Source organism: Olivibacter sitiensis DSM 17696, assembly GCF_000427965.1.
Classification (GTDB): domain Bacteria; phylum Bacteroidota; class Bacteroidia; order Sphingobacteriales; family Sphingobacteriaceae; genus Olivibacter; species Olivibacter sitiensis.
Window position 1 is genome coordinate 50610 of the sequence record NZ_ATZA01000015.1, and the last position, 21828, is coordinate 72437.

A 21828-nucleotide genomic window follows, 5' to 3' on the forward strand; every position below is an offset into this window, starting at 1 on the left:
GCGTTTTTTGTTTTATCGGTATCTACAAATCTTTCAATTTTTCCCTATAAAAAAGTGAGTCATTCGGTGAGTCATTTTTTAAATCTATGCTACTCACTGAAAAGGTTTTAACTCGCTGTTTCACAACTTGTTTAAAAACTGGACATCTTGATTTCGTTCTGCTGCAAGGCTAAGTTTGTTTCACTTAAATGATACTATCATGAGTACAAATTATTCCTTGCTCTTCTACCTGAAGAAACCAAAAAATTACGTAAGCGGCCCAAAGCCGATCTATCTGCGTATAACCGTGGATGGAATACCGAAAGAGGTATCCACCGGACGGGAGTGCGATCCCACAAAGTGGATATCAAAGGCCAATCGTGCCAAGGGAACTAAAGAAGACGTTAAAACACTGAACGCTTATCTGGACACCCTCGAACACAAGGTAGCGGATACCCATCTCCAAATGACCAAACGTGGCGAGGAAATAACCGCGGAATCCATTAAAATGAAATATCTCGGAAGGGATATCCCGCGAAAAACATTGCTGACTGTTTTTCTTGAACACAACGAGCAGATGAAAGCACTATTAGGAAAAGGTTTTAAGCCCAATACACTCAAGGGATACAACACTTCCCTTTCCCATATCGAACGGTATCTGAACGAAAGCCTTAACCTAAAGGATATTGAGGTACGAAAGATGGATCATGGTTTTGTTGCCGGTTATGAATTTTTCCTCCGCTCGGCACTCGGCTGCTCGGAAGTCTCCGCCGCCAAGTACATCAAGCACCTGCGGAAGATCGTCAAACTTTGCTTAGCACATAAATGGATTACAGAAGATCCTTTTGCATTCTATAAGAATTCTGCCAAAGCGAAAGAAAAAGAATTTTTGACCGAGGACGAGCTGGAACGTATCGAACGCAAGCTGTTCACTATTCCCAGATTGGCACATGTGCGTGACATCTTTGTGTTCTGCTGCTACACGGGGCTATCCTACGCCGATGTCAAAAAACTTTCTGATGATGATATCGGACGAGGTTTCGGAGGAAAGCTCTGGATATTCACCAACCGGGAGAAAACAGAGACCGCATCGAACATTCCCATATTGCCAAAGGCACTGGAAATCCTTTCACGCTACAGTGATTATCCACCCCCTGTTTCCAAAGGTAAACTTCTTCCAGTCCTCAGTAACCAAAAGATGAACAGTTACCTCAAGGAAATCGCAGACCTATGTGGTATTACCAAGAAACTGACCTTCCACATGGCGCGGCATACATTTGCCACCACGGTGACATTGGCCAACGACGTGCCCATCGAAACGGTATCCAAGATGTTGGGGCATACCAATATCAAGACCAGCCAACATTATGCCAAGCTGCTGGACACACGGATCGGCAGCGATATGCTAACTTTACAGAGGAAATTGGCAGGAACTTAATTTGCCTATGTCTCATATCCGATTGGGGACTTGAAATGTCCCCAATCGGATATAAGAAACATTACATAAATTCAAAATACATTATATTTGAATCATGGCCAAAACAGCACAACCAACAATAGGTACTTATATCGACCCATTAACCGATTTTGCATTTAAAAAGCTCTTCGGGAGCGAACCTAACAAGGACTTGCTGATTGACTTCCTCAACGGCGTATTCCGTGGACGGAAACACATCGTGGATCTGGTTTACAACAAAAACGAACATCCGGGCGAAACGGTAAACGAGGGCGGTGCCATATTCGACCTTACCTGTACAGGAAACGATGGGGAGCAATTCATCATCGAAGTACAAAGGGGAAAACAGGGGAACTTCAAGCAACGTGCAATTTTCTACACCAGCCGCTTGATTACCGAACAGGCTCCAAAGGGAAAACGTTCCGAATGGGCGTATAATGTGAAAGAAGTGTATCTCATCGCGCTCTTGGAAGATTTTTCCTTGGATGCGGGTAATGAGCAAGAGTTTCTGCATGATATTTGCCTAAGTAACAGGGAGACAGGTAAAGTTTTTTACGAAGGGCTGGGGTATATATTCATTGAATTGATTAAATTTGTAAAAACGGAAGCGGAACTGGATACCGACCTTGACAAATGGCTCTATGTTTTGAAGAACATGAGTAGCATGGATAAGATTCCGGTATATCTGCGCAAACCGATTTTTGAAAAACTGTTTAATATTGCTGAATACAGCAATCTGACAAAGGAGGAAAAGACCATGTACGATACAAGTCTGAAACGCAAATGGGACAACAAAGCTGTGTTGGACTATGCAGTAAATGAGGCCGCAAAGGAGGCCAAACAAGAAGAAAAAATGGAAATTGCCCGTGAAATGAAAAAGGACGGCATTTCCGTTGAGCAGATTGCCAAATTTACCAAGCTGTCCATCGAGAAAATCGAAAAGCTTTAACAGAACGCTCACCATTCATAGAGTAAGCCATCCCCAAAACGGACGGCTTTTTTTGTACCCCTCGCGTACACACGACCAACATTTCGCTATCGGCTCACTATTGGTTCTTATTGGCTCGTATCGGTTCATTTCAGTAGCCTTGTTTTTAAATCTGCACACACCAAGGCATTTTCACCGCTTAGGCCACCGAACGCAAGGCGGGGGAATTGGGTCAAGGGCGCCGGAGGGCAAGGCCTATGGAGCGTATCCGCGAGAAGCGCATCAGCTTCCTGCGGCTGGCGTGGAAATGGCCATGCGGGTTGCCGCAATCGTGGTGGTAGAACAATGCCGCCACTAACCCGACGTGCGTGGGCAGCAACCGCCCGTCATCTCCTATCCGCTCAAAGAACGCGCTGAACGCGTGCTTGGGTATTTCCATCCGTTCAGCCATTGCCGTTACCTCCCTCCATCATTTTCCTGATGTCCTCCCTGCGGTAGTACATGCTGCCGCCCAACTTGCGATACGGCAGATACGGAGGCTTTGCAACATACCGGGCGATATGCCCAGCAGCCTGCGCACCTCTGCGCTTTTTAACCACTCCCTGCCAAGATTGTCTTTTTCCCTGTTCCCAATGATTTGCTTGAACTCCCCCAGCATTTCCCGCTTGAACTGCCGGAGGTCTTCCCGTGTGACGATGTCTATTTCCATATTCCCATTGTTATGTTCCCATATCCGTATATCCCGATAGCGGGGTATTGATTTGCGCCGTTTACACGGCATGTGGTATATAGACTTTCCAAAAGGGAAGTTTGTCAACGACATCAGAAAGAACACAGGCAAGGGTGGATAGATGCCCTGAGTTGTTTTATTTCTGTTTAAAATTCCGTATACATTGATAAGTCATGCAAGAACCCATGAAGAAAAGGAAGATGGCAATGGTTGCCAACCAAGTAAAAATAGAGGGAGAAGACCTACTGGACATCCAGCTTTGGTTAGACCGTCCAGCTTCTGAACGGATAGCCGAAGTGACACGTCTGCGCAGGGCATACTACAGTTGGTTGCTCGGAACCTATCCCAAATACATGGAAAAAACAGTTAACCAGCGGAACCATGATGTTTGAACAGGATTTTATCGATTTCATCCAACTTCTGAACGAGCATCAAGTAAAGTACATGGTGGTCTGTGCGTATACCCTTTCCGTACATGGCAGGGCATAAACATCCAGTACAAATACCGAAGCGGTACGGAGGAGGTGCAGGGCCAGTCCATCAGGTACTGCATGCTCCACCAATACTACCCCGTGGCCACCATAGTGGTGTACACGGGAAGCAAGGGACAGGGCAGGCCATCCGAGTACAGCACCAAGGTACTGGACACGAGCATCCATTTCCAGTACCGCAGCTACCACATCTTCGACCATGGAGAGGGGGAACTACTGGCCATGGACAATATCTTTGCGCTGATAGTGGTTACCTGTCAAAAGGCGTTGCTGGAGGGCAAGGCGCCAGAGGAAGAACTTGGCGAAGACAGGAGCACCATAGCACGGGCGCTGCTATCGCACGGCAGGTACGACAACGGCCGCATTATCAGCTTCTTGGTGTTCCTAAAAAACTTTATCTATGGAGTTGTTTAAACTTTTCATTGTAAAAGAAGATTCCCAATAAAATTTCCAGTTTTGTGGTGCTAAATCATAAAACACGGAATCAAATTGGGAATCATCGATAAAGATACGATAATGGAACATATTTTACCACATCATAGCAAGGGTAAGCGGGGCTTCCAACCCCGGATATGCCTTGCTGAGGTGATACAGGCAATATTTTACCGGCTGAAGACAGGGTGTCAGTGGCGGGAGCTTCCGGTGGGGCACTTCCTTTCACAAGGTTCCTGCTGGCAGCATGTTTACTATTATTTCAACAAATGGAGCGGGGATGGTTCCTGGCAATCGGTTTGGGTGAACCTGCTGAAGCGTTACCGTGAGTGCCTTGACCTTTCCCCGGCCCAACTGGACGGTAGCCATACCCCGGCCAAGAGCGGTGGGGAGGCCTTTGGTTACCAAGGGCGCAAATCGGCCAAGACGAGCAATTCGCTGTTCCTTTGCGACAACTCTGGACAGATGCTGTCCATGGGAGTTCCACAGGAAGGCCAGCACCATGACCTTTATCGGATAAAAGAACTTTTCGGGGCCATGTGTGACCTGCTGGAAGAGGCCGGGATCAGCATGAAGGGTGTGTTTATGAATGCAGACCCGGGTTTCGACGGAGATGAACTGCGCCAGTATTGTTCGGAATCGGAAATCGAGGCGAACATCAAGGCAAACCCAAGGAAAGGTGAGGCCGAAGCCACCGAATACCGCTACTTCGATGAGCAACTCTACAAACGGCGCACGGTAATCGAACACGCAAACGCATGGCTGGATAGCTTCAAGGCCCTGCTGATTAGATATGAAACCACCGCGCGGAACTGGATGTCAATGCATTGGATAGCTTTCAGTGCGCTGTTCCTAAGGAGGGTAAAAAGAATGGGAAAAGTTTAAACAAGTTCCTTGGTTTAGTGTTAAAGTTGTCCAACAAAGCGGGAGTATCACATTGGGTTCCAGTTTCCAAAGGGGGTACAATGCAGCAGATCTCCGTTTCATCTTGAAATAGTGAGTTAAGAGCAACTTGGGCAAATTCCTGACACGGTAAAATTTACTTCGTGGACTTTATATTTTTTGGGTAACTTAAACTGGGGTTCCACATCTTCTAGGCAAGTGACGGTATGGCACTGTTCGCAACTAAAATGGATATGGTCGGGATGATGTTTTTCGTCACAATTATGACATTTTGCATACCTTATAACCCCATCGATATTCACGACTTTATGAATAATACCTTCGTATGTCAACCTATCTAGCACACGGTAAATCGTAAACCTATCGCACAGATCCTTCAAGGACGACTGTATCTGCGAATGTGACAATGCCTCCTCTGAACTGGTTATGAGGTTCAGGATTTCAGTCCTAGCCCTTGTATTTCTCGTATTCTTCATTGCTACTACAAAGTTGATTGTTTATATCAACTCTGTTGCAATGACAAAAATAATCACTACATTTGCAATACTGTTGCATTAATAAGATTGTAAGTAGGTTACCCAAATATAACAATATTGAATTATGATAGCAATCGAAAACACAAGTAAGTCATACAGAGGAAAGCAGGCCGTAAGTGGCCTTTCCTTGTCCGTAGCCAGTGGTGAAATATACGGACTGCTCGGGCCGAATGGCGCAGGAAAGTCAACCACGCTGAATATGCTGCTGGGCTTCCTGAAGCCTGACAGCGGCACGACCCTCGTCAACGGTGCAGATACCAGCACCAATGCCGAAGGTGCAAGGAAACAAACGGGCTATATCCCCGAAAACGTCAATCTTTATCCTTATCTGACAGGTATTGAAAACCTGGATTATTTCTGCAAGCTGGCAGGTATCCATTATAGTAGTGCGGAACTTTCGGGTATCCTTAGCACCTGTGGCTTACAGGAAGACGCCCACAACAAAAAGACGGAAGCCTATTCCAAGGGAATGCGGCAAAAAGTGGGCATTGCCATCGCCTATGCCAAAAAGGCCAAAGTCTATTTATTGGATGAACCTGCAAGCGGCTTAGACCCCTTGGCAAGCAATGAGCTTTCCGCCTTACTTCAAAGACTGGCCAAGGAAGGAGCAGCCATACTAATGGCATCACACGATATTTTCAGGGTAAGGGAAACCTGCAATCGCATCGGCATATTAAAACACGGCGTGCTGGTTAAGGAAATGAACACATCGGAAGTAACTGCCAACGAACTGGAAAAGATCTACCTCGACTATATGCAGGGCTAAACCATAAACTATTTCCAATGAAACAGATTATCCTCAACGAATGGAAAATGTTGCTCCGCATACAGGTACTGGCTTACCTCACCCTGTTTTTTATTATTGGCTTAACCCTGGTCACTTACTTAGGCATTTCACAGAACAACAAACAGCGGGAACAGCAACAGGCGGCACAGGCACACGTCCGTGAGCAATGGGAAAGCATTGATGCCATGAACCCTCATAGCGCGGCTCATTACGGCTCTTACGCTTTTAAACCAACCAATACGCTAAACAGTATTGACGAAGGGATTAACGCCATAACGGGAAACGTACTCCGGCTGGAAGGACACGTTCAAAACGAATTAGCATATTCCGAAGCATCACAGTCCCTATCGGTATCAAAGTTCGGAAAGCTGAAACCAGCACTGCTATTGCAATATGTGATTCCGCTCTTTCTTATTTTCCTTGCGTTCGCATCGGTAAGCAGCGAAAAAGAAACCGGGCGGCTTAAGCTATTGGTATTTCAAGGTACATCGCTTTCCAAGCTTATCTTTGCAAAAGCCCTAAGCGTATGGGCTTACGGTCTGCTGTTGCTTATCGTAACGGTCGGTATGCAGATGCTCTTAAATACGAAAGGCACAGATACAGATAGCTTCACCAGAACAGCCCTGTTATTGTTGGCTTATGCCGCTTACTATTATGTCATCACCTTGCTGGCCACTTGGTTTTCGGCAAGGCTAAAAAGCAATGCGGCATCCTTATCATCTATGCTGGCGGTATGGATATTATGGACCATTTTCCTGCCCAAAATATGGGGCAATACGACCGACAAGCTCCATCCTTTGCCCAGCCGTCAGGAATTTAAGACAGCTATGCAGGAAGACCGTTCCAAAGGGCTGGACGGGCACAATCCCTCCGATAAACGTTCCGATGCACTTAAACAGGAAGTGCTGGCAAAATACAATGTTAACAGTGTTGAAGAGCTTCCTATTAATTACGATGGGTTGCGCATGCAAGCCGACGAAGATTACGGAAATGACGTTTGGGATAAGCATTTCGGGAACAACTATGATATTCTTCAAAAGCAGAAGCAAGTGTATCAACTTTCGGGCATCTTTAACCCTTTTGCCTCCTTGCAAAGCGCCAGCATGGGCTTTAGCGGCAGCGATATGTACCATCACCTAGACTTTTTGCGACAGGCAGAAAATTACCGCCGGGACCTGATCAAAACACTGAACGAAAAGCAAGCCTACGGAGGCTCGAAAACAGGCGATTGGGGCTGGAAAGAAGGCAATGATTTTTTTAGATCCGTAAGAGATTTCGAGTACGGCACGCCTGCTGTCCGGAGTGTAGGCATTCATTATGGAACGGATATGTTATTGCTGGCTTTGTGGGCTTTGGCAACTACATTACTTGTATGGCTCACGGCTAAAAAAATAAAACTGATATGAAGCAATTGTTCTCCATTATATCATTCGAGTTCCGGCATTTTGTCCGGAGCCCTTTTAAAATAGCTTCCCTGATTTTATTTATCGGGGCTGCCGTTTACGGTCTGCAAAACGGCTATATTTTGCTGCACGGGCAAAATGCCGAGATTGAAACCATAAAGGCTAAAAACAAAGAAAACACGGCCGAAGTAATCGGCTGGTATGATGCCGGTAAAAAAGGCCCTGATGATAAACCGTGGATAGATGTTACCACCCCGATGCGGGCCATCTGGTACGCTCCGGCATCCGTTCTTAAAGTACCCTCCCCTTTGATGCCTTTTAGCATTGGGCAAGCAGAACAGTTCGGGTATTACAAGGAGGTAACCAACGGGAGCAGCACGTTCGATGCCGACCTTTCCGAAGAAATAGCCAACCCTGAACGACTGGCTATCGGCACACTGGATTTCAGTTTTGTGATCCTTTATCTGCTGCCGGTTTTAGCCATCATCCTGCTGTTCAACATCGGTGGATTGGAAAAAGATCTGGGGTTTGACCGTTTGATACGGGTCAATCATTCCTCATCCCGAAAATGGCTGTTGGCAAGATTTGGTTTTTATTTCCTATTGCTTACGGGAACGCTGCTTCTCCTGATGCTGATTTACGCCACCATTACAGGAGCATTGTCAGGTACATTTATAACACTGTATTTGTTGATAGTGCTATATACATTGCTATGGTTTGCGGCCTTCTATTTTATCAACCTGAATGGGAAAGGAAGTGCTAGCCAAGCTATAAAGATGGCTTCGCTATGGCTGCTTTTCTGTGTCGTTATACCCGGAGGCATACATCAACTGGCTTCGCTTAAATATCCTGGAAGCTATATGACCGATTACCTCGATGCCAGCCGGGACGAAACCTATAAACTGTACCGCCTGTCCGCCGATACCGTAAAGCAAAGGTTGCTGGCAGCCTATCCTGACCTTACAGAAACCCAATACGCAAAAGATACGTTGGCTAACGAGGGGATTATAGGCAATTCGGCAAGCGGACTGATCAACAAGCTAATGAAAAAGGCTGCCTTAACGGTAGAAAACAGCAATGAAGACAAGAACCGTTTTATAAGGAATACCAGTTGCTTCAATCCCGTAAGCTGGTTTCAGAACAGGATAAATGCCCTGTGCGAAACAGATTATTATGCTTACCGCCAGTACAGAACCGATATACAGGCTGTGATCGATAAAAAAGTGGAACTGCTGCTACAAGATAGCTGGAACAAAGAAACGGTGGATAAGAAGAGGTTTCTCGAATATGTGAACGCATTTAAAACCAACAACTGAAAATGATACCGCAAACATTTGAGCAGTGGAAAAGCTGTATCATAAACGATTGCAAAATTAACCTGACCGAAGAGTTTGCAAGGCAACGCTTGGCTGTTTACTGGGACGAGGGGAATCCCGAAACCTGCAAGTTCGTTCAGCTCTACGGAGAGCAGCATTTGCAAAACATCATTCAATGGCTTGAAATGGCCTTGAAAAGTGATTAAAATGAAGATAAGAAATCACCAAAGACCTTTTCGTTTACCTTAATCTATTACGGAAAAACTTTTGAATGCCTTTGGAACAAACAATGGGGCGGCTACCTGAATGCAGCTGGTTTTTATCGGGGCAGGAGATTGACAAAGAAAGAATAATTGCCGGTTTGCAAGATTATCTAAGAGCGAGGTAAGAAATTGATGCGTTAGAGACACGTTGGCATAAAAAATATAGTAGTTCTAAACTACAAATGCAATATAGTTGCTATTTAGTTGGTTTATGTTTATTATTGCAACAATATTGCATCAATCTTTACTGGAATAGCATTTACTGACATGTGGTTAATCGTAGCAAAAAAAGAGATCAAGGAAACATTCCGTAGTAAAATCTTTATCTTTTTAAGCTTTATCGTTTGGGGTTTATTGCTATTTGCTACAATCGGAGGATATAAAACCTATTCTAATATCAGCATCCAACAGAAAGAAGCGCTGAAAATGTTCCGGGACGAACTTGCTCAAAACGGGTGATATTTATAACGGAAATGGCTATTATACAGAGGGAATGCCTTTTAATTTTAAACTTTCGGTTGCCTTCCAGCTGTAAAAAATATTTGCATTTATTATGCAACAGTATTGCTATAGTTGTTGTCTTTGAGATGTTGCACCGTAATGGGATATGCAGCCCCCATTTATTATCAGGCATTACTTTTAAATTTCAAAAAAAATGAAAGATCAAAAAAGAAAACTGACATTGGATGAACTGAAAGTGGGCGACTTTGTTACAAGCATCAGTTCAGAAATTTCACAACGTCTTGCAGGTGGTTTAGGTGCGGTCATTTCAAAAATTTTAATGTGAATTGGCCTAAGATTGTGTTTCAGTACAACTAACAGCTTAACTGCTCTGGAGTAGTCCGCACCAACAACCTAAAACCATACAGGACAAAAAGAGGGTTTCCTGCTGATCATCCATCACTGAATACACCTCTCTAAACTTGTATTTTATGTCATTGGCCTCTTTTTCATCTTGTGCAACATAGGTGCATTATGTTCTTTTGTTTATATTTGCAACACAGTTGCGATAATATCGCGAATAATTTATCGGTGCTTGAAAATAGATTTTAGAACAAACGGCCGATATCATGCTGCTTATCGTGGATGGGCTTCGTTTTATTCACTCTGATGAGCGCCATTCTGATTTTAAAAACGTCATCGAGAATAATGGAATATAAAACAGTCTTTAATGATGTGGCATAGAATTGTTGTTTTTTGTTTTACTTTTTTTATCAATCCTTTGTTTGCGCAAAAGACCTTTATCAAAGGAAGGGTTACGGATAGTGCAAATGGAATCGCTTTTATCAGTGTTGCATTGAAAAACGTAGCCCACGAAACTGATCAGCTGCAAACATGGACGGATAGCCTGGGATATTTTCAGTTTGGAGTAAACAAAGACAATAAATATATTATCAAAGTATCTTATCTCGGCTACCAAGAGTTTATAAGTGATACGATAGCAATAACGGAAGCCAATAATCCATTTATGTTAAACATTTCACTCAAGGAAGAATTTACCAGTCTAGAAGAAGTAGTCATTACAGGTAAAAAGCAAATCTTTGAAACCGACAAGGGAAAGATTGTTTTCAATGTGCAAAGTCTGGCTACTACATCAGGGCTTACCGCTTTTGACATGATGAAAAAACTGCCCGGCGTTACCGTTGACCAAAACGAAAACATTATACTTCGCGGGTCGACAGGGATAAATGTTTTGATAGATGGGAAAATGACTTATCTTTCCGGTGGTCAGTTAAGCAATTACCTTAGAGGAATGAGTGCCGAAGACCTCAATAAAATTGAGCTGATTACCGCGCCGCCGGCAGAGTTTGATGCTGCGGGCAATTCGGGAATTATCAATATCATCCCCAAAAGAAATTTAAATCAAGGCTATGCGGTGGACATTCGCGGTGCTGTTTCAAAGGGGAAGTTCTGGATGAACAACCAAAACATTGCATCTAGTTTCCGCGCAGAAAATTGGAGTTTAAACGGAATGTTCGATTTCAAAACGCCGCACAGTTACACGCAAAACAAAAGCGGAAATACCATCAACGATGCGGGAAATCTGTTGCAATTAAAAAGAGAGAATGAAAGTATTTATAAAGTAAAATTCTACACCTGGCGATTGGGCGCCGACTGGCAGTTTTTGCCAAAACACAAAATAGGTTTAAACTATCACGGTTATTTTGACGATTTTAAAAGCTACAACAATTCTACTGTAAACAGATTAAGCTCTTCAAACGGATCGCATTCTTTTATCCGTTCCACAAACGACCTGATAGAACCTTATCATTACGATGCCCTTAATTTTAATTATCAGCATGATATAGATTCGCTCGGAAAAAAAATTACGGCAGATGCATATTTCACATCGTACCGAAATTATTCCGACGGATTGATGACAACACAAAATTACAATGCGAACGGAAATTTCCAGAACGAACATTTGCTCAGGTCATATCAACCAGGTTTTGTGAAAATAAAATCTGTTCAGACCGATACCGAATTGCCTTATGGAAAATTCTCCCTTAAAGCCGGTTTGAAATATGCCGAAGTGGAAAACGACAACCAATTCCGTTTTGATACCTTACAGACAGGAAAGTTTGTGGAAGTAGAAGCTATGAGCAACCATTTCAAATACAAGGAAAGGATTGCAGCGGCTTATTTCTCGGGGTCTAAAATGTTCGGCAAAACAAGCGTGGACGCCGGGCTACGGGTGGAGCACACTAATGCGGATGGGATCACCATAAAGCAGGATGTCAACAATAAATGGGAATATACCAAGCTTTTTCCCTCTTTAACTGTAGGACGGGTCATTAATGATGATAACAAAATAGATCTTTCGATAAGCAGGCGTATCAATCGCCCATCCTATACCGAGCTGAACCCCGTTCGTTGGTACAATGACCGGTATTTTTATTATTCTGGCAACCCCGACCTGGTTCCCGAACTTTCCTGGATATATAGTCTCACCTACAGCTTGAAACGGAAATATATTTTCTCCGCCGCTTACAATCAAAGTCTCAATTATATTAACCGTAGAGTGGTCATTGATGATAACGGCACAACGATCAAAAGTCAGAGCGCCAATTTCGGCGCGCGGAACCGCCTTGATGTTACCTTGTCTGCACCAATAGAGCTATTCCCTTTTTGGGATGCCCAGCTCTTTTCCGACATCAGTTATACATCCTATCCCATTTCGCAACTTTCTGGCGATAAGCAGCTCTCGCAATGGTCGGGCATGTTTTCCCTCCAGCAGAATATTTCATTGCCCAAAGGATTTAACGTGAATCTCTCGGGATTTTATTATACCTCTGAATTGCGCGGTATCTACCTGACCGAGCCTGTCGGCTGGATCGATTTCGGTATAAAAAAGTCATTCCTGAACAACAAGCTGGAAGCACAGTTCAGCGTCAGTGATGTGTTGAACACCAATCGTTACTGGGCAAATTCGCAAACTGATGTTACGGATTATTATTACCGGGACAAACCTTATAGCAGAATTTTCGGTTTATCACTTCAATATCATTTCGGCGGTGAGCTCCTCAAGTCATCCACAAGAAGAACTGAAGAACAGGAAAGGCTTTGATAGGTTTTTTGAAAAAATCGCAAATAAGCGCTCATAAAATAAATTACTCGTGTCCTTGACCTCGCATCCTCAACGTGGGCTACATTTGGTTAACTATGTTGCTGATGAGTTGGTCGTTCAACGCAGCTGTCTTTTCCGCGCTTTTTTATCTGATACGATCATTTTCGTCGCTTGTACTGCCATTGCTCCGTGATGTTGCTCGCGTACCACCGAAGTTCCTGGAATAGGTGACCTTAAAAATGCGGGATTTTCCTGATTCCGGAACGTAGGTCACTTCACTGTTCAAGTTAAAGGCCTCCCTCGTTAATGCTCCGTAATAGCTTTTCAGGTTCATGGTTTTAAAAATATTAACCACCGACAATTGAACGTTCCCCCAGTTCTGTTTCAATGTCTTTTTCAGTCCCATATTAGCGGACCCGAAACCTTTTATCTTTTTTGAACCATCATACGACAAGGCATTATACCATCCGGAGATTTCCATCAGAAAGTCTCTATGTAGTTTGACAGCATGATTTACGCTTGCAGAATAGGTAAAATATATTTTCTCAACAGGTAAAGCTGTATAATCTAGATTAAACCGCCGCCAGCCTCCGGTAATATGGTAATTCATATCCCACCAGTTGCCTATTTTAAAAGGCAGACCTACTAAGAGTGTTAAGTTATCCTGCCGGACAAGGTTTTGTAGAGCAAGCATCATTAAGTCCCCTGTAGAATTGGCTGTTACCTGGTTCCGTGCAATGGGGGAATCGTCTCTGCTTAGTAATTGGATATAATGTTGATGTTGACCCCTCCGCTGGACATATTGACCCCTCTATCGAGTTAGTATCTTAGTCCAACTGATGACCTGACAATATTACTTCTTTTTTCTTAGACTTTCGCCTTTAAGTTCTATTCTGTAAGATCCATGGATCAGTCTGTCGAGTATCGCATCGGCAATTGTGTCTTCCCCGATGACGTCATACCAGCTGGCCACAGGCAGCTGACTGGCAATTATGGTGGATGCCTTAGCGTGTCTGTCTTCAATTATCTCCATTAGATCGAGCCTTTGCTGCTGGTCCAGATTTACCAGTCCGAAGTCATCGACAATAAGCAGGTCTGATTTTGATATTTTATCCATTAGCTTATGCAGAGTGCCTTCCAGTCTGGCCATTTTAGTCTTCAGAAGTAGTTTTTGTAGATTGAAGTACATTACTTTATATCCCTGGGCACAGGCTTGATGGCCCAAAGCTGAAGAGAGAAAGCTCTTTCCGCAGCCCGTCGCACCGCTGATCAATATGGGGTCTCCCTTTTTTATGTACTCACCGGTGGCCAGCGTAGTGATCATCCCTTTGTCCAGACCCCTGCTGGCAACCATGTTTATCTCTTCTATGGAAGCCTGATAACGGAACCCCGCATTCTGTTTAAGGCGGTAAAACCGCTTTTCATCCCGTTCATCCGCTTCTGCCTGCAGCAATAGGGCCAACCCTTCGGAAAGGGTAAGTTCTGTACTACGGCGTGTTTCATTCAGCGCTTTCCAGTTGCGCTCCATACCATGTAAGCGCAACGCTCTCATCTGTGTTTCAATGTTCATCTTGTTTTATTATTGATGTATTATTCTGTTTATATATTATGGGGTTACTATATCGCTGGTCCATCTTCAGGCTGATCAAATAGTGTCGGTGCGCTGTTCTGGTAATATGTCCTGCCCCTGATGTTGGTATGCTCCGGTAAGGATCTTTTTACGGAAGTCTCTTCCTGATTGTTGGCTGTTCCGTTTTCAAGCACATTTCTAAAGTAATAGTAGGTATATAGCTTATTCTTTAGGACGTATTTGCATGCTTTATCAAACTCTTCTACCGGGAAGTCCCGCTTTAACCTGAACAGTCCGTCACAGGTACGGAATAACTGTTCGGGATAGCGCGCACGCTCAAAGAGAGCCTCCAGAAGTTCAGCAAACTCCGCAGAATGCGCTTTTGCTCTTGCCAGGTACGTTTCATGGGATCGGTTCTTATAGGCCTGATGCTCAGATCTTAGGTGTTCGGCAACAGTGGTATAGGCATTTTCCTGATAACTGCGTATGTGCGCAGCAATCTGTTTGCCCTGACAATAGATCCAGACCATACTGCGTGTGTAAATGATCTTTACTTTTGTCCCGATATAGGCAAAGGGCACGCTGTAGTAGTGTCTGTTGCGCTGTAGGTAGATATGCCCATTATCACCAACTTTGAGTTCAGCATAGTACTTCAGCTCGAAGCGATCTCTGGGAAGTTCGCCTAATGTGGATTTTTCTGCACTTAAGAACCGCTCTTCCCGGCAGTATGGCTTTTGCTGCATCCGCGTCTGGTTGTGCTTTAACATACAGGCTTTTATAGCGGCATTGAGCGAATGGATATCAAAGAACTGTCTGTTCCTCAGTGGTGCAAAAACACGGCTATAGATCATTTTTACCTGATTTTCTACCAGAGACTTGTCTTTAGGCCGCCCTGCACGAGCCGGGACCACAGCTGTACCGTAATGGTTGGCGAAGTCTTCCATGGACTGGTTCAGGACCGGCTCGTATTTATCCGCCTTGGTGACCGCTGCTTTCAGATTATCCGGAACAATAGCTTTGGGCACTCCGCCCAAGGTTTCCAGACAACAGCTCAGTGCATACAAAAAGTCCGGCGTCTGTTGAGACGGCACTGTCATGGCAAAAGCATAGTCTGAAAAGGGCAAGCAGGCCACAAACACCTCGCAGGCTATCAGCTCTCCTGTGGAACGGTCAATGTAATGTAGCTTTTTACCGGAAAAGTCAATATATAGTTTGTCCCCGGCGATGTGTTCCATCACCATGCTGCCTTTTCGTGAGACAAGCTGTTGTCTTAAATGATAGTTGAACTGCGGGTAGCTATAGCCGGTGGGATCACTTTCAATATATTCCTGCCATAGCAACAGTTTAGTGACTCCAGTGCGCTTAAGTTCTTCTTCATAATAACTAAGACGGCTTTTTAGGTATTCAAACTTATCCGCTTTGTAGGCAGGATTTCCTGCATGGAACGATTTTTCCAGCAAAGGATCCTCCTGTTTAAGAAGTTCTTCGGTATTGAACCCGCCTTCGGCCATCTTTTTAAGGTATGACCTCACCGTATTCTTACTCATTCCAAGAATGCGGGCGATTGTCTTTATTCCGCTGCCTCCCTGGTACAATCTGATTAATTGTTTTATCTGACTCATTCGTTTTGGTTTCCCGGCCATCAGTGATCCAATTGTTTGATTACTAAGTAACAGAAACTACTCGCAAAGGGGTCAGCATGCTCCAGCGTAATGAATTGAAAAACGAAATTAGGGGGTCAACATCAGCCAGTATGGCAGGCGAATATAGGCTTTAAACGCAATAAACACCCCTAAATTTAATTCAATCTTGAGGGGTCAGTATGCGCCAGTATATCCAGTAATATCGAAAACATATGGTTGAGGTAATGATAACCTATTCTTACATTATTCGTTATCATAGGCTTTAAAAACTGATTTCCCGTTTCGACTGAAAATGGGTCGGTGTAGTGGACAAAAGAAGCAAGGTCGTTATGGCATTCAGCATATAGGTGGATGTTGGTTCCACCTGGTAAATTGCTTCATTAACAGTATGATTTGACACGCTACTATTGGCGAAGGATATACTACTTCCGATGGTGATACTTGAGTCGATGTAGCTGTTAAAAGAGAGTGTGCTATTGTGGCTGTTTTGTAAGGCATTTCTTCCAAAGTTCGATTTCTCCTTAGGGTTTCGGCATTTTGATCTTCTTTATGATACAGCTTATGACATGGTGCAATTTTTAGTTGAACGCACAAAAATGATGCAGGATTGGGTAGATTATATTGATGTTGTAGCTAGATTAAATTTGAAATTTTGGCTATTTTAACGTGCAAGGTTGACAGGATTATCGCTGCAGGTTGGATGGTCTGTTTTTCTTTAAAATTCCTTATATTTGTGATACTATAGTGTTATTAATTATCTTATAAATAGGTTTACTGCTATTATGATATCACTTATTTCTCCATCCAAAGCTCAACAAAGAATAGCTGGGAACATTCGGGAAAGGCGGCTATTGATGAAACTAACTCAAGAGGGCTTGGCCGAACGTTCAGGAGTTCCTCTTGCCACACTGCGCAAGTTTGAACAAAAGGGCGCTATTTCTTTAGAATCTCTTTTGAAACTATTGATGGTTGTTGGTGGGCTGGAAGAAATAATTGGCGTTCTGAAACCGTCAAAGCCAAACTTCACATCCATAGATGAAGTGTTAAGAGATACGAATAGCATAACCCGAAAAAGAGGACGTAAAAAATGATCCAGCCCGTTACAGAAATCAAGGTCGGGTTGGATTTCGGTTCGGGGATTCAGCCGGTAGGGCGTTTAGCCATACGCGACCGTGTTATTTATTTTGAGTATAATGAGGACTTCACACAAAAAGGCATAGAAATATCTCCGTTCCGCTTGCCCTTGCAAAAAGGTGTTGTAGAACTGCCACAACGTCCTTTCGAGGGATTGGCAGGTGTCTTTAGCGATAGTTTGCCCGATGGTTGGGGGCGTTTGCTCTTTGAGCGCATGGCAAGAGCACAGGGAATATTGCCAACCCATATATCGCCACTGGATCGTCTGGCACATGTCGGCTTGCACGGTATGGGTGCCTTGGTTTACGAACCCGATAATAGCCCATCCGCTGTTCATGAATTGATTGACCTGGATCATTTGGCGTTACAAACAGAAGAAGTACTGCAAGGCAGCTCGGAAGAAGTCATAAAAGAATTGTTTGCTTTGAACGGATCATCTGCCGGCGCACGGCCAAAAGCACTTATTGGTGTGGATGCCGATCGCAAAAACAGCTCATACGGAGCAAAGCAACTTGAGGTGGGCTATGAGCCTTGGCTTGTCAAATTCCCCAATTCGCAAGATGGTCCTGACGCAGGAGCGATTGAATACGTTTATGCATTAATGGCGAAAGAAGCAGGTGTCTTAATGCCTGATGTGCATTTGTTCCCTTCGCAGAAAGGCGCGGGCTATTTTGCCGTTAAACGTTTCGACAGGGATGGGAACAAGAGGTTGCACATGCATACCGCAAGCGGCTTGTTGCATAGTGATTTTAGAACGCCGTCGTTGGATTATGAAGACTTGCTCAATTTAACCGGTGCGCTAACAAAAGATATTCGTGAAGTCGAAAAAATGTATCGCCTTGCTGTCTTTAATGTATTGGCGCATAACAGGGACGATCACGCCAAAAATTTCAGTTTTCTCATGCACGAAAACGGAGACTGGAAATTAGCCCCTGCTTATGACCTTACTTTTTCAAGTGGACCAAACGGAGAACAAAGTACCATGGTTATGGGCGAGGGTAAAAACCCGGCGATTCGTGATATGGTCAAACTTGGCTTGGAAGCCAAGTTGTCCAAAAGACTTATTGAAGAAATTATAGAGCAAACAAAGAGCGCATTAGCACGATGGGAATATCTGTCCAAAAATTATAATGTCAATAAAGTCAATGTCGAATTGGTCTTAAACTCGATGTTATCCTAAATGGATTCCCATCCATTATGTTTCGTGACATTTTGCGGCTTCCCTCTACCTCTATCCTCCTTTTTTGTTTAAAATCGGCCTCAGTATTTCAAAAAAGGCCAAAAGGTGTTCACAGAAAGTACCAGGTGGGCTACAGATCTTCACATCAAAAAACAAAAATCCTGATTCATTCAATTATTCGCATAAAAACAGTGAGTCAATTCCTCGCATACCTTTACTCACTGATAACATCATAACTAATTGTAAAACAATGTTTTAAACTATTTAACATTTTGACTGCCATAGGCTGTGGGTTGCCGCAATCGTGGTGGTAGAACAATGCTGCCACCAACCCGATGTGCGTGGGCAGTAAGCGCCTATCATTGCCAATCCGCTCAAAGAACGCGCTGAACGCGTGCTTGGGCAATTCCATCCGTTCAGCCTTTGCCGTTACCTCCCTCCATCATTTTCCTGATGTCCTCCCTGCGGTAGTACATGCTGCCGCCCACCTTGCGGTAGGGTAGCGTGCCGTTTACACGGAGGTTCTGCAATGTACCGGGCGATATGCCCAGCAGCCTGCGCACCTCGACACTTTTCAGCCATTCCCTGTCAAGGCCTTCTTTTTCCCCGCTCCCGATGATTTGCTTGAACTCCTCCAGCATTTCCCGCTTGAACTGCCGGAGGTCTTCCTTTTGCCTTTCATGAGCCAATAGGTAAAATATACTATTAAAAGCAGTAGCAGCAGATTGCCTATCAAAAAGCCATAGCCATATCTATTGAGTGTAAATCCGTTAGTGTACAATACTTGAAATACTTGAACTGCACACAGGCTAAAAAGCGTGATCGACAGAATAAGCAACAATCTTTTATAAAGCCTCATGGTGAAAAGAGAACTATTTGGTCACGGTAACGGTAGTTGGATTGTAGAGTCCAAAAGTAAGGCCCGATACTAAACCGTTGATAAAAGTATGTGTAATGTTGATGGAATAATCTTTCGCATCGCCTACCAGTTCCTTGCTGTCGACTACGGAAATTGGTGCGAGGCCATATACTGCATAGTGATTCCATTTGCTTGCTTTTTGATTGGTCTGTGGACCCTTTCCTACCACTGCTGTGTAAGAATAACACGAACTTAACAACACGCATGTCGTAATTAAGAGAATGCCTTTTTGTAATGATTTCATTTGAGTTTAATTTTTATTCTTCTTTTTTGAGAAGCAAACATAGTGCTGTGAAAAATAGCATGGTAATAAAATAGACGAAAAGCGCAATTTGGAGGATATACGGTATCTGTTGTCGATGAAGTGCACATGATACGCTCGATTTATTTAGATAGTTACTGGTAAAACACTACCATACTTCATAAATAAATTTTAACTTTGTTTTAAGAATCATAGCTGTTCAATGTTTTCATTTTTGTGGTCGAAGAAGAAGTTGATTAAGGATGCCGGATGGATAGGGGTGGATATGCATTCGCATCTGTTGCCCGGTATAGATGATGGGGTGCAAGATGCAGCCACTGGAGCGACATTCATAGAAGAATTGCTTGCTTTGGGCTATCGAAGGTTTATCTGTACGCCACATGTGTATGACGAAGTACACCCCAATACGCCTTTTACCATTGAATCTTCACGTGACTTGTTGCAGAAAGAGTTGAATGATAGAGGTATGGAGGTCCCTTTGTCTGCAAGTGCCGAGTACATGATGTCAGGAGCATTTCCTTCCTTGTTAGCGGAAGATATGCTGTTGCCACAGCCAAACAATTATCTTTTGGTTGAAATGTCGTATATCGTGGAAACGGCCAATGTGGAACAGCTGCTTTTCGATATCTCTATTAAGGGCTATAAGCCTATCTTGGCGCATCCGGAACGCTACGCATTTTATTTTCAAAATCGGAATCGCATAAACGCACTCAAAGAGTCCGGCTGCCTATTGCAGCTCAATCTTTTGTCACCCACGGGATATTATGGGAAAGAAGTAGCCAAAATGGCCAGTCACCTAATCAAACAGGGATTATATGACTTAGTGGGTACTGATTTGCATCATCAAAAACATCTGGACAGAATAAAACAATATGTCCTTTCGGGTAAAGCCTATGAGGATCTACATGGATTGTCCTTGATGAACACAGAGATATATGCTGGTTGCGTAGTGCGCCAATAGCGGATGTTTTGGTTCACAGTGCGCATTTAGGGAAATAGCTAAAGATCTAAATAAAAAAAAGGCATTGAGTAAATTATCAATGCCTTTTTTATCCTACATTGAGTCGGTACTTACAGAGTCTTTCTGTGTTAGAGGTTCCGTAGGTTGCTCATTACGCATGTTATTTCCATCCTGAGGATCGCCTTCTAAAAGGGTGTCTATATATGTCTCATTCTCGTCGGGTTCATTACGTGCATTGCCACCACAGGCCATTAATTGCCAGGATAAGCCAATTAGGCAGGCAGCAAGGTAAAATGTTGTTTTAATGCGCTTTTTCATATCGTATGTGATAAAAGTTTATAATTACTTTTAAGACATTTTTCCGTAGAATTTGTTTGAGTAACGGGATATAAAGATGGTAAAGCCGCTTATTGGTTAATCGCCTTAGTCCACAATTTGTCTGGATATACTCCTTCTCTTGTTAGTTGTGCCAGCGATTCTTTTACCAATGCCTTGTCCTCTTGGTAAGTAACTCCAAAACAAGGTGCATTTACGCGAATGACTTTAAAGTTAGCTTTGCCAGCCTTTAAGATGTCCTGAGCGGCTTCCGGGATTAAGAACTCTGATTTTGGGTTTTGCTTGTTTTTTGAGACGAAATCAACAAACATAGGCTCCAAAAGCGAAAATATGGCGGGAGTGAACCCCCAGAAATTCATCGAAACTACCTCGTCTTCTGCCAAGGTGCCCAAGCTACCATCTCCTTGCTCATAACGAATAGCTCCAGTCTCATCACGGAAAACCTTGGCTCGTTCGTCCAGTTGTTTGAGATCATCCTCATCCGTGGTGGCACATACACCACGTGTCACGGGGCCACTGTCCGACAGTGTTTTCCCTATGGTGTACCCCAACAGGGAGAAATAATTGTCTTCTACCTCTTCGGTAAGGAACTTGTGCATAGCAATAAAAGCTTTGGCACTGTAGAAATCATCGGCATTGATGACGCAGAAATTTTCGCTTACTTTATCTTTTGCAGACAATAGAGCATGTCCGGTGCCCCAAGGCTTGGCGCGCTCGATAGTATCCGTAAAACCATATTCACTCAGGTCAGTCGTTTGATAGGCATAGGACACTTCGGCGTATGGGCTTATTTTATAAGCAATATTGTTTTCAAAGATTTCTTGGTGTTCTGGACGTATGATAAAGCACACCTTGCCGAAACCAGCTTCTATGGCATCGTATATGGAGTATTCCAAAATGGTCTCGCCATTTGGTCCAAAACCGTCAATTTGCTTGTTCCCACCATAACGGCTGGCCATCCCTGCCGCTAAAATAACTAAAGTTGGTTTATTCATTACTTGATTATCATTTATTTAGTATTATCAATTTTA

General features: G+C 43.7%; 26 protein-coding genes and 1 pseudogene. 16 read left to right on the forward strand and 11 right to left on the reverse strand.

Annotated elements, in window-relative coordinates:
* Positions 1-199 precede the first annotated feature (199 nt).
* From A37S_RS0109775 to A37S_RS27075, 3 genes are all read left to right on the forward strand, one after another.
* Positions 200-1417: a site-specific integrase gene (locus A37S_RS0109775; RefSeq protein ID WP_028296826.1), complete on the forward strand. Its 1218-nt coding sequence runs from the start codon at positions 200-202 to the stop codon at positions 1415-1417.
* Positions 1418-1511: 94 nt separating this feature from the next.
* Positions 1512-2384, forward strand: coding sequence for an Rpn family recombination-promoting nuclease/putative transposase (locus A37S_RS0109780; protein WP_028296827.1), 873 nt, complete (start codon positions 1512-1514; stop codon positions 2382-2384).
* A gap of 52 nt (positions 2385-2436) precedes the next feature.
* On the forward strand, positions 2437-2721 hold the full coding sequence (locus A37S_RS27075) for a hypothetical protein (RefSeq protein WP_157278544.1): 285 nt from the start codon (positions 2437-2439) through the stop codon (positions 2719-2721).
* A gap of 85 nt (positions 2722-2806) precedes the next feature.
* Here the strand turns inward: A37S_RS27075 and A37S_RS24260 are convergent.
* Positions 2807-3072: pseudogene (locus A37S_RS24260) on the reverse strand (helix-turn-helix domain-containing protein).
* 206 nt (positions 3073-3278) lie between these two features.
* Between A37S_RS24260 and A37S_RS0109790 the strand changes: the two are divergent.
* Positions 3279-3485: a hypothetical protein gene (locus A37S_RS0109790; protein WP_211229758.1), complete on the forward strand. Its 207-nt coding sequence runs from the start codon at positions 3279-3281 to the stop codon at positions 3483-3485.
* 39 nt (positions 3486-3524) lie between these two features.
* Here A37S_RS0109790 and A37S_RS28140 read toward each other — a convergent pair whose 3' ends face one another.
* Entirely contained in the window at positions 3525-3653 is a 129-nt protein-coding gene (locus tag A37S_RS28140) for a hypothetical protein (protein ID WP_281169863.1), read from the reverse strand.
* On the opposite strand from A37S_RS28140, the gene A37S_RS26625 reads away from it, so the two are divergent.
* Both A37S_RS26625 and A37S_RS0109805 read left to right on the forward strand, forming a co-directional pair.
* Positions 3645-3998, forward strand: coding sequence for a hypothetical protein (locus A37S_RS26625; RefSeq protein WP_084163843.1), 354 nt, complete (start codon positions 3645-3647; stop codon positions 3996-3998). The two genes, A37S_RS28140 and A37S_RS26625, sit on opposite strands and share 9 nt — an antisense overlap.
* A gap of 75 nt (positions 3999-4073) precedes the next feature.
* Positions 4074-4901 carry an IS5 family transposase gene (locus A37S_RS0109805; RefSeq protein ID WP_028296831.1) on the forward strand — a complete coding sequence of 276 codons (828 nt, stop codon included), beginning with the start codon at positions 4074-4076 and terminating at the stop codon, positions 4899-4901.
* Between the two features lie 116 nt (positions 4902-5017).
* Here the strand turns inward: A37S_RS0109805 and A37S_RS26630 are convergent, their stop codons facing one another.
* Complete coding sequence (locus tag A37S_RS26630) at positions 5018-5395, reverse strand: Fur family transcriptional regulator (protein WP_084163844.1); 378 nt, start codon at positions 5393-5395, stop codon at positions 5018-5020.
* A gap of 124 nt (positions 5396-5519) precedes the next feature.
* On the opposite strand from A37S_RS26630, the gene A37S_RS0109810 reads away from it, so the two are divergent.
* The 7 genes from A37S_RS0109810 (at position 5520) to A37S_RS0109840 (ending at position 12792) form a co-directional block, all read left to right on the forward strand.
* A complete protein-coding gene (locus A37S_RS0109810) occupies positions 5520-6221 on the forward strand; it encodes an ABC transporter ATP-binding protein (protein ID WP_028296832.1) in 702 nt (233 codons plus the stop codon).
* A 17-nt stretch (positions 6222-6238) separates the two neighbouring features.
* Entirely contained in the window at positions 6239-7648 is a 1410-nt protein-coding gene (locus tag A37S_RS0109815; protein WP_028296833.1) for an ABC transporter permease, read from the forward strand.
* Positions 7645-8961, forward strand: coding sequence for a DUF3526 domain-containing protein (locus A37S_RS0109820; protein WP_028296834.1), 1317 nt, complete (start codon positions 7645-7647; stop codon positions 8959-8961). The genes A37S_RS0109815 and A37S_RS0109820 overlap by 4 nt, the downstream gene beginning before the upstream one ends.
* A 2-nt stretch (positions 8962-8963) precedes the next feature.
* Positions 8964-9167: a hypothetical protein gene (locus tag A37S_RS0109825; protein WP_028296835.1), complete on the forward strand. Its 204-nt coding sequence runs from the start codon at positions 8964-8966 to the stop codon at positions 9165-9167.
* Between the two features lie 324 nt (positions 9168-9491).
* Positions 9492-9683 carry a hypothetical protein gene (locus tag A37S_RS0109830; protein ID WP_028296836.1) on the forward strand — a complete coding sequence of 64 codons (192 nt, stop codon included), beginning with the start codon at positions 9492-9494 and terminating at the stop codon, positions 9681-9683.
* 196 nt (positions 9684-9879) lie between these two features.
* On the forward strand, positions 9880-10011 hold the full coding sequence (locus A37S_RS27745; RefSeq protein WP_211229759.1) for a pinensin family lanthipeptide: 132 nt from the start codon (positions 9880-9882) through the stop codon (positions 10009-10011).
* 384 nt (positions 10012-10395) lie between these two features.
* Positions 10396-12792 (forward strand): TonB-dependent receptor, encoded by a 2397-nt coding sequence (locus A37S_RS0109840; RefSeq protein ID WP_084163845.1) that lies wholly within the window; start codon positions 10396-10398, stop codon positions 12790-12792.
* 145 nt (positions 12793-12937) lie between these two features.
* Here A37S_RS0109840 and A37S_RS0109845 read toward each other — a convergent pair whose 3' ends face one another.
* From A37S_RS0109845 to A37S_RS28290, 4 genes are all read right to left on the reverse strand, one after another.
* Positions 12938-13561, reverse strand: coding sequence for an outer membrane beta-barrel protein (locus A37S_RS0109845; protein WP_342663598.1), 624 nt, complete (start codon positions 13559-13561; stop codon positions 12938-12940).
* An 84-nt stretch (positions 13562-13645) separates the two neighbouring features.
* Positions 13646-14362 (reverse strand): IS21-like element helper ATPase IstB, encoded by a 717-nt coding sequence (gene istB / locus A37S_RS0109850; RefSeq protein ID WP_028296839.1) that lies wholly within the window; start codon positions 14360-14362, stop codon positions 13646-13648.
* A gap of 47 nt (positions 14363-14409) precedes the next feature.
* Positions 14410-15984, reverse strand: coding sequence for an IS21 family transposase (gene istA, locus A37S_RS24270; protein ID WP_245586349.1), 1575 nt, complete (start codon positions 15982-15984; stop codon positions 14410-14412).
* Between the two features lie 176 nt (positions 15985-16160).
* Positions 16161-16358: an outer membrane beta-barrel protein gene (locus tag A37S_RS28290; RefSeq protein ID WP_157278550.1), complete on the reverse strand. Its 198-nt coding sequence runs from the start codon at positions 16356-16358 to the stop codon at positions 16161-16163.
* Between the two features lie 429 nt (positions 16359-16787).
* Here A37S_RS28290 and A37S_RS0109860 point away from each other — a divergent pair, with 429 nt between their 5' ends.
* Both A37S_RS0109860 and A37S_RS0109865 read left to right on the forward strand, forming a co-directional pair.
* Positions 16788-17096: a helix-turn-helix domain-containing protein gene (locus tag A37S_RS0109860; RefSeq protein ID WP_028296840.1), complete on the forward strand. Its 309-nt coding sequence runs from the start codon at positions 16788-16790 to the stop codon at positions 17094-17096.
* A complete protein-coding gene (locus tag A37S_RS0109865) occupies positions 17093-18319 on the forward strand; it encodes a type II toxin-antitoxin system HipA family toxin (protein WP_028296841.1) in 1227 nt (408 codons plus the stop codon). The genes A37S_RS0109860 and A37S_RS0109865 overlap by 4 nt, the downstream gene beginning before the upstream one ends.
* Positions 18320-18735: 416 nt before the next feature.
* On the opposite strand, the gene A37S_RS0109870 is transcribed toward A37S_RS0109865, so the two are convergent.
* Both A37S_RS0109870 and A37S_RS0109875 read right to left on the reverse strand, forming a co-directional pair.
* The gene (locus tag A37S_RS0109870; protein ID WP_051292976.1) at positions 18736-18960 is read right to left on the reverse strand and encodes a helix-turn-helix domain-containing protein; all 225 of its coding nucleotides are present in this window, start codon (positions 18958-18960) and stop codon (positions 18736-18738) included.
* 231 nt (positions 18961-19191) lie between these two features.
* Positions 19192-19482, reverse strand: coding sequence for a Bor family protein (locus A37S_RS0109875; protein ID WP_028296843.1), 291 nt, complete (start codon positions 19480-19482; stop codon positions 19192-19194).
* Positions 19483-19702: 220 nt separating this feature from the next.
* Here A37S_RS0109875 and A37S_RS0109880 point away from each other — a divergent pair, with 220 nt between their 5' ends.
* Entirely contained in the window at positions 19703-20461 is a 759-nt protein-coding gene (locus tag A37S_RS0109880) for a tyrosine-protein phosphatase (protein WP_028296844.1), read from the forward strand.
* A gap of 93 nt (positions 20462-20554) precedes the next feature.
* Here the strand turns inward: A37S_RS0109880 and A37S_RS0109885 are convergent, their stop codons facing one another.
* Positions 20555-20779 (reverse strand): hypothetical protein, encoded by a 225-nt coding sequence (locus tag A37S_RS0109885; protein ID WP_028296845.1) that lies wholly within the window; start codon positions 20777-20779, stop codon positions 20555-20557.
* An 89-nt stretch (positions 20780-20868) separates the two neighbouring features.
* The gene (locus A37S_RS0109890; protein ID WP_028296846.1) at positions 20869-21792 is read right to left on the reverse strand and encodes a sugar phosphate nucleotidyltransferase; all 924 of its coding nucleotides are present in this window, start codon (positions 21790-21792) and stop codon (positions 20869-20871) included.
* Positions 21793-21828: the final 36 nt, after the last annotated feature.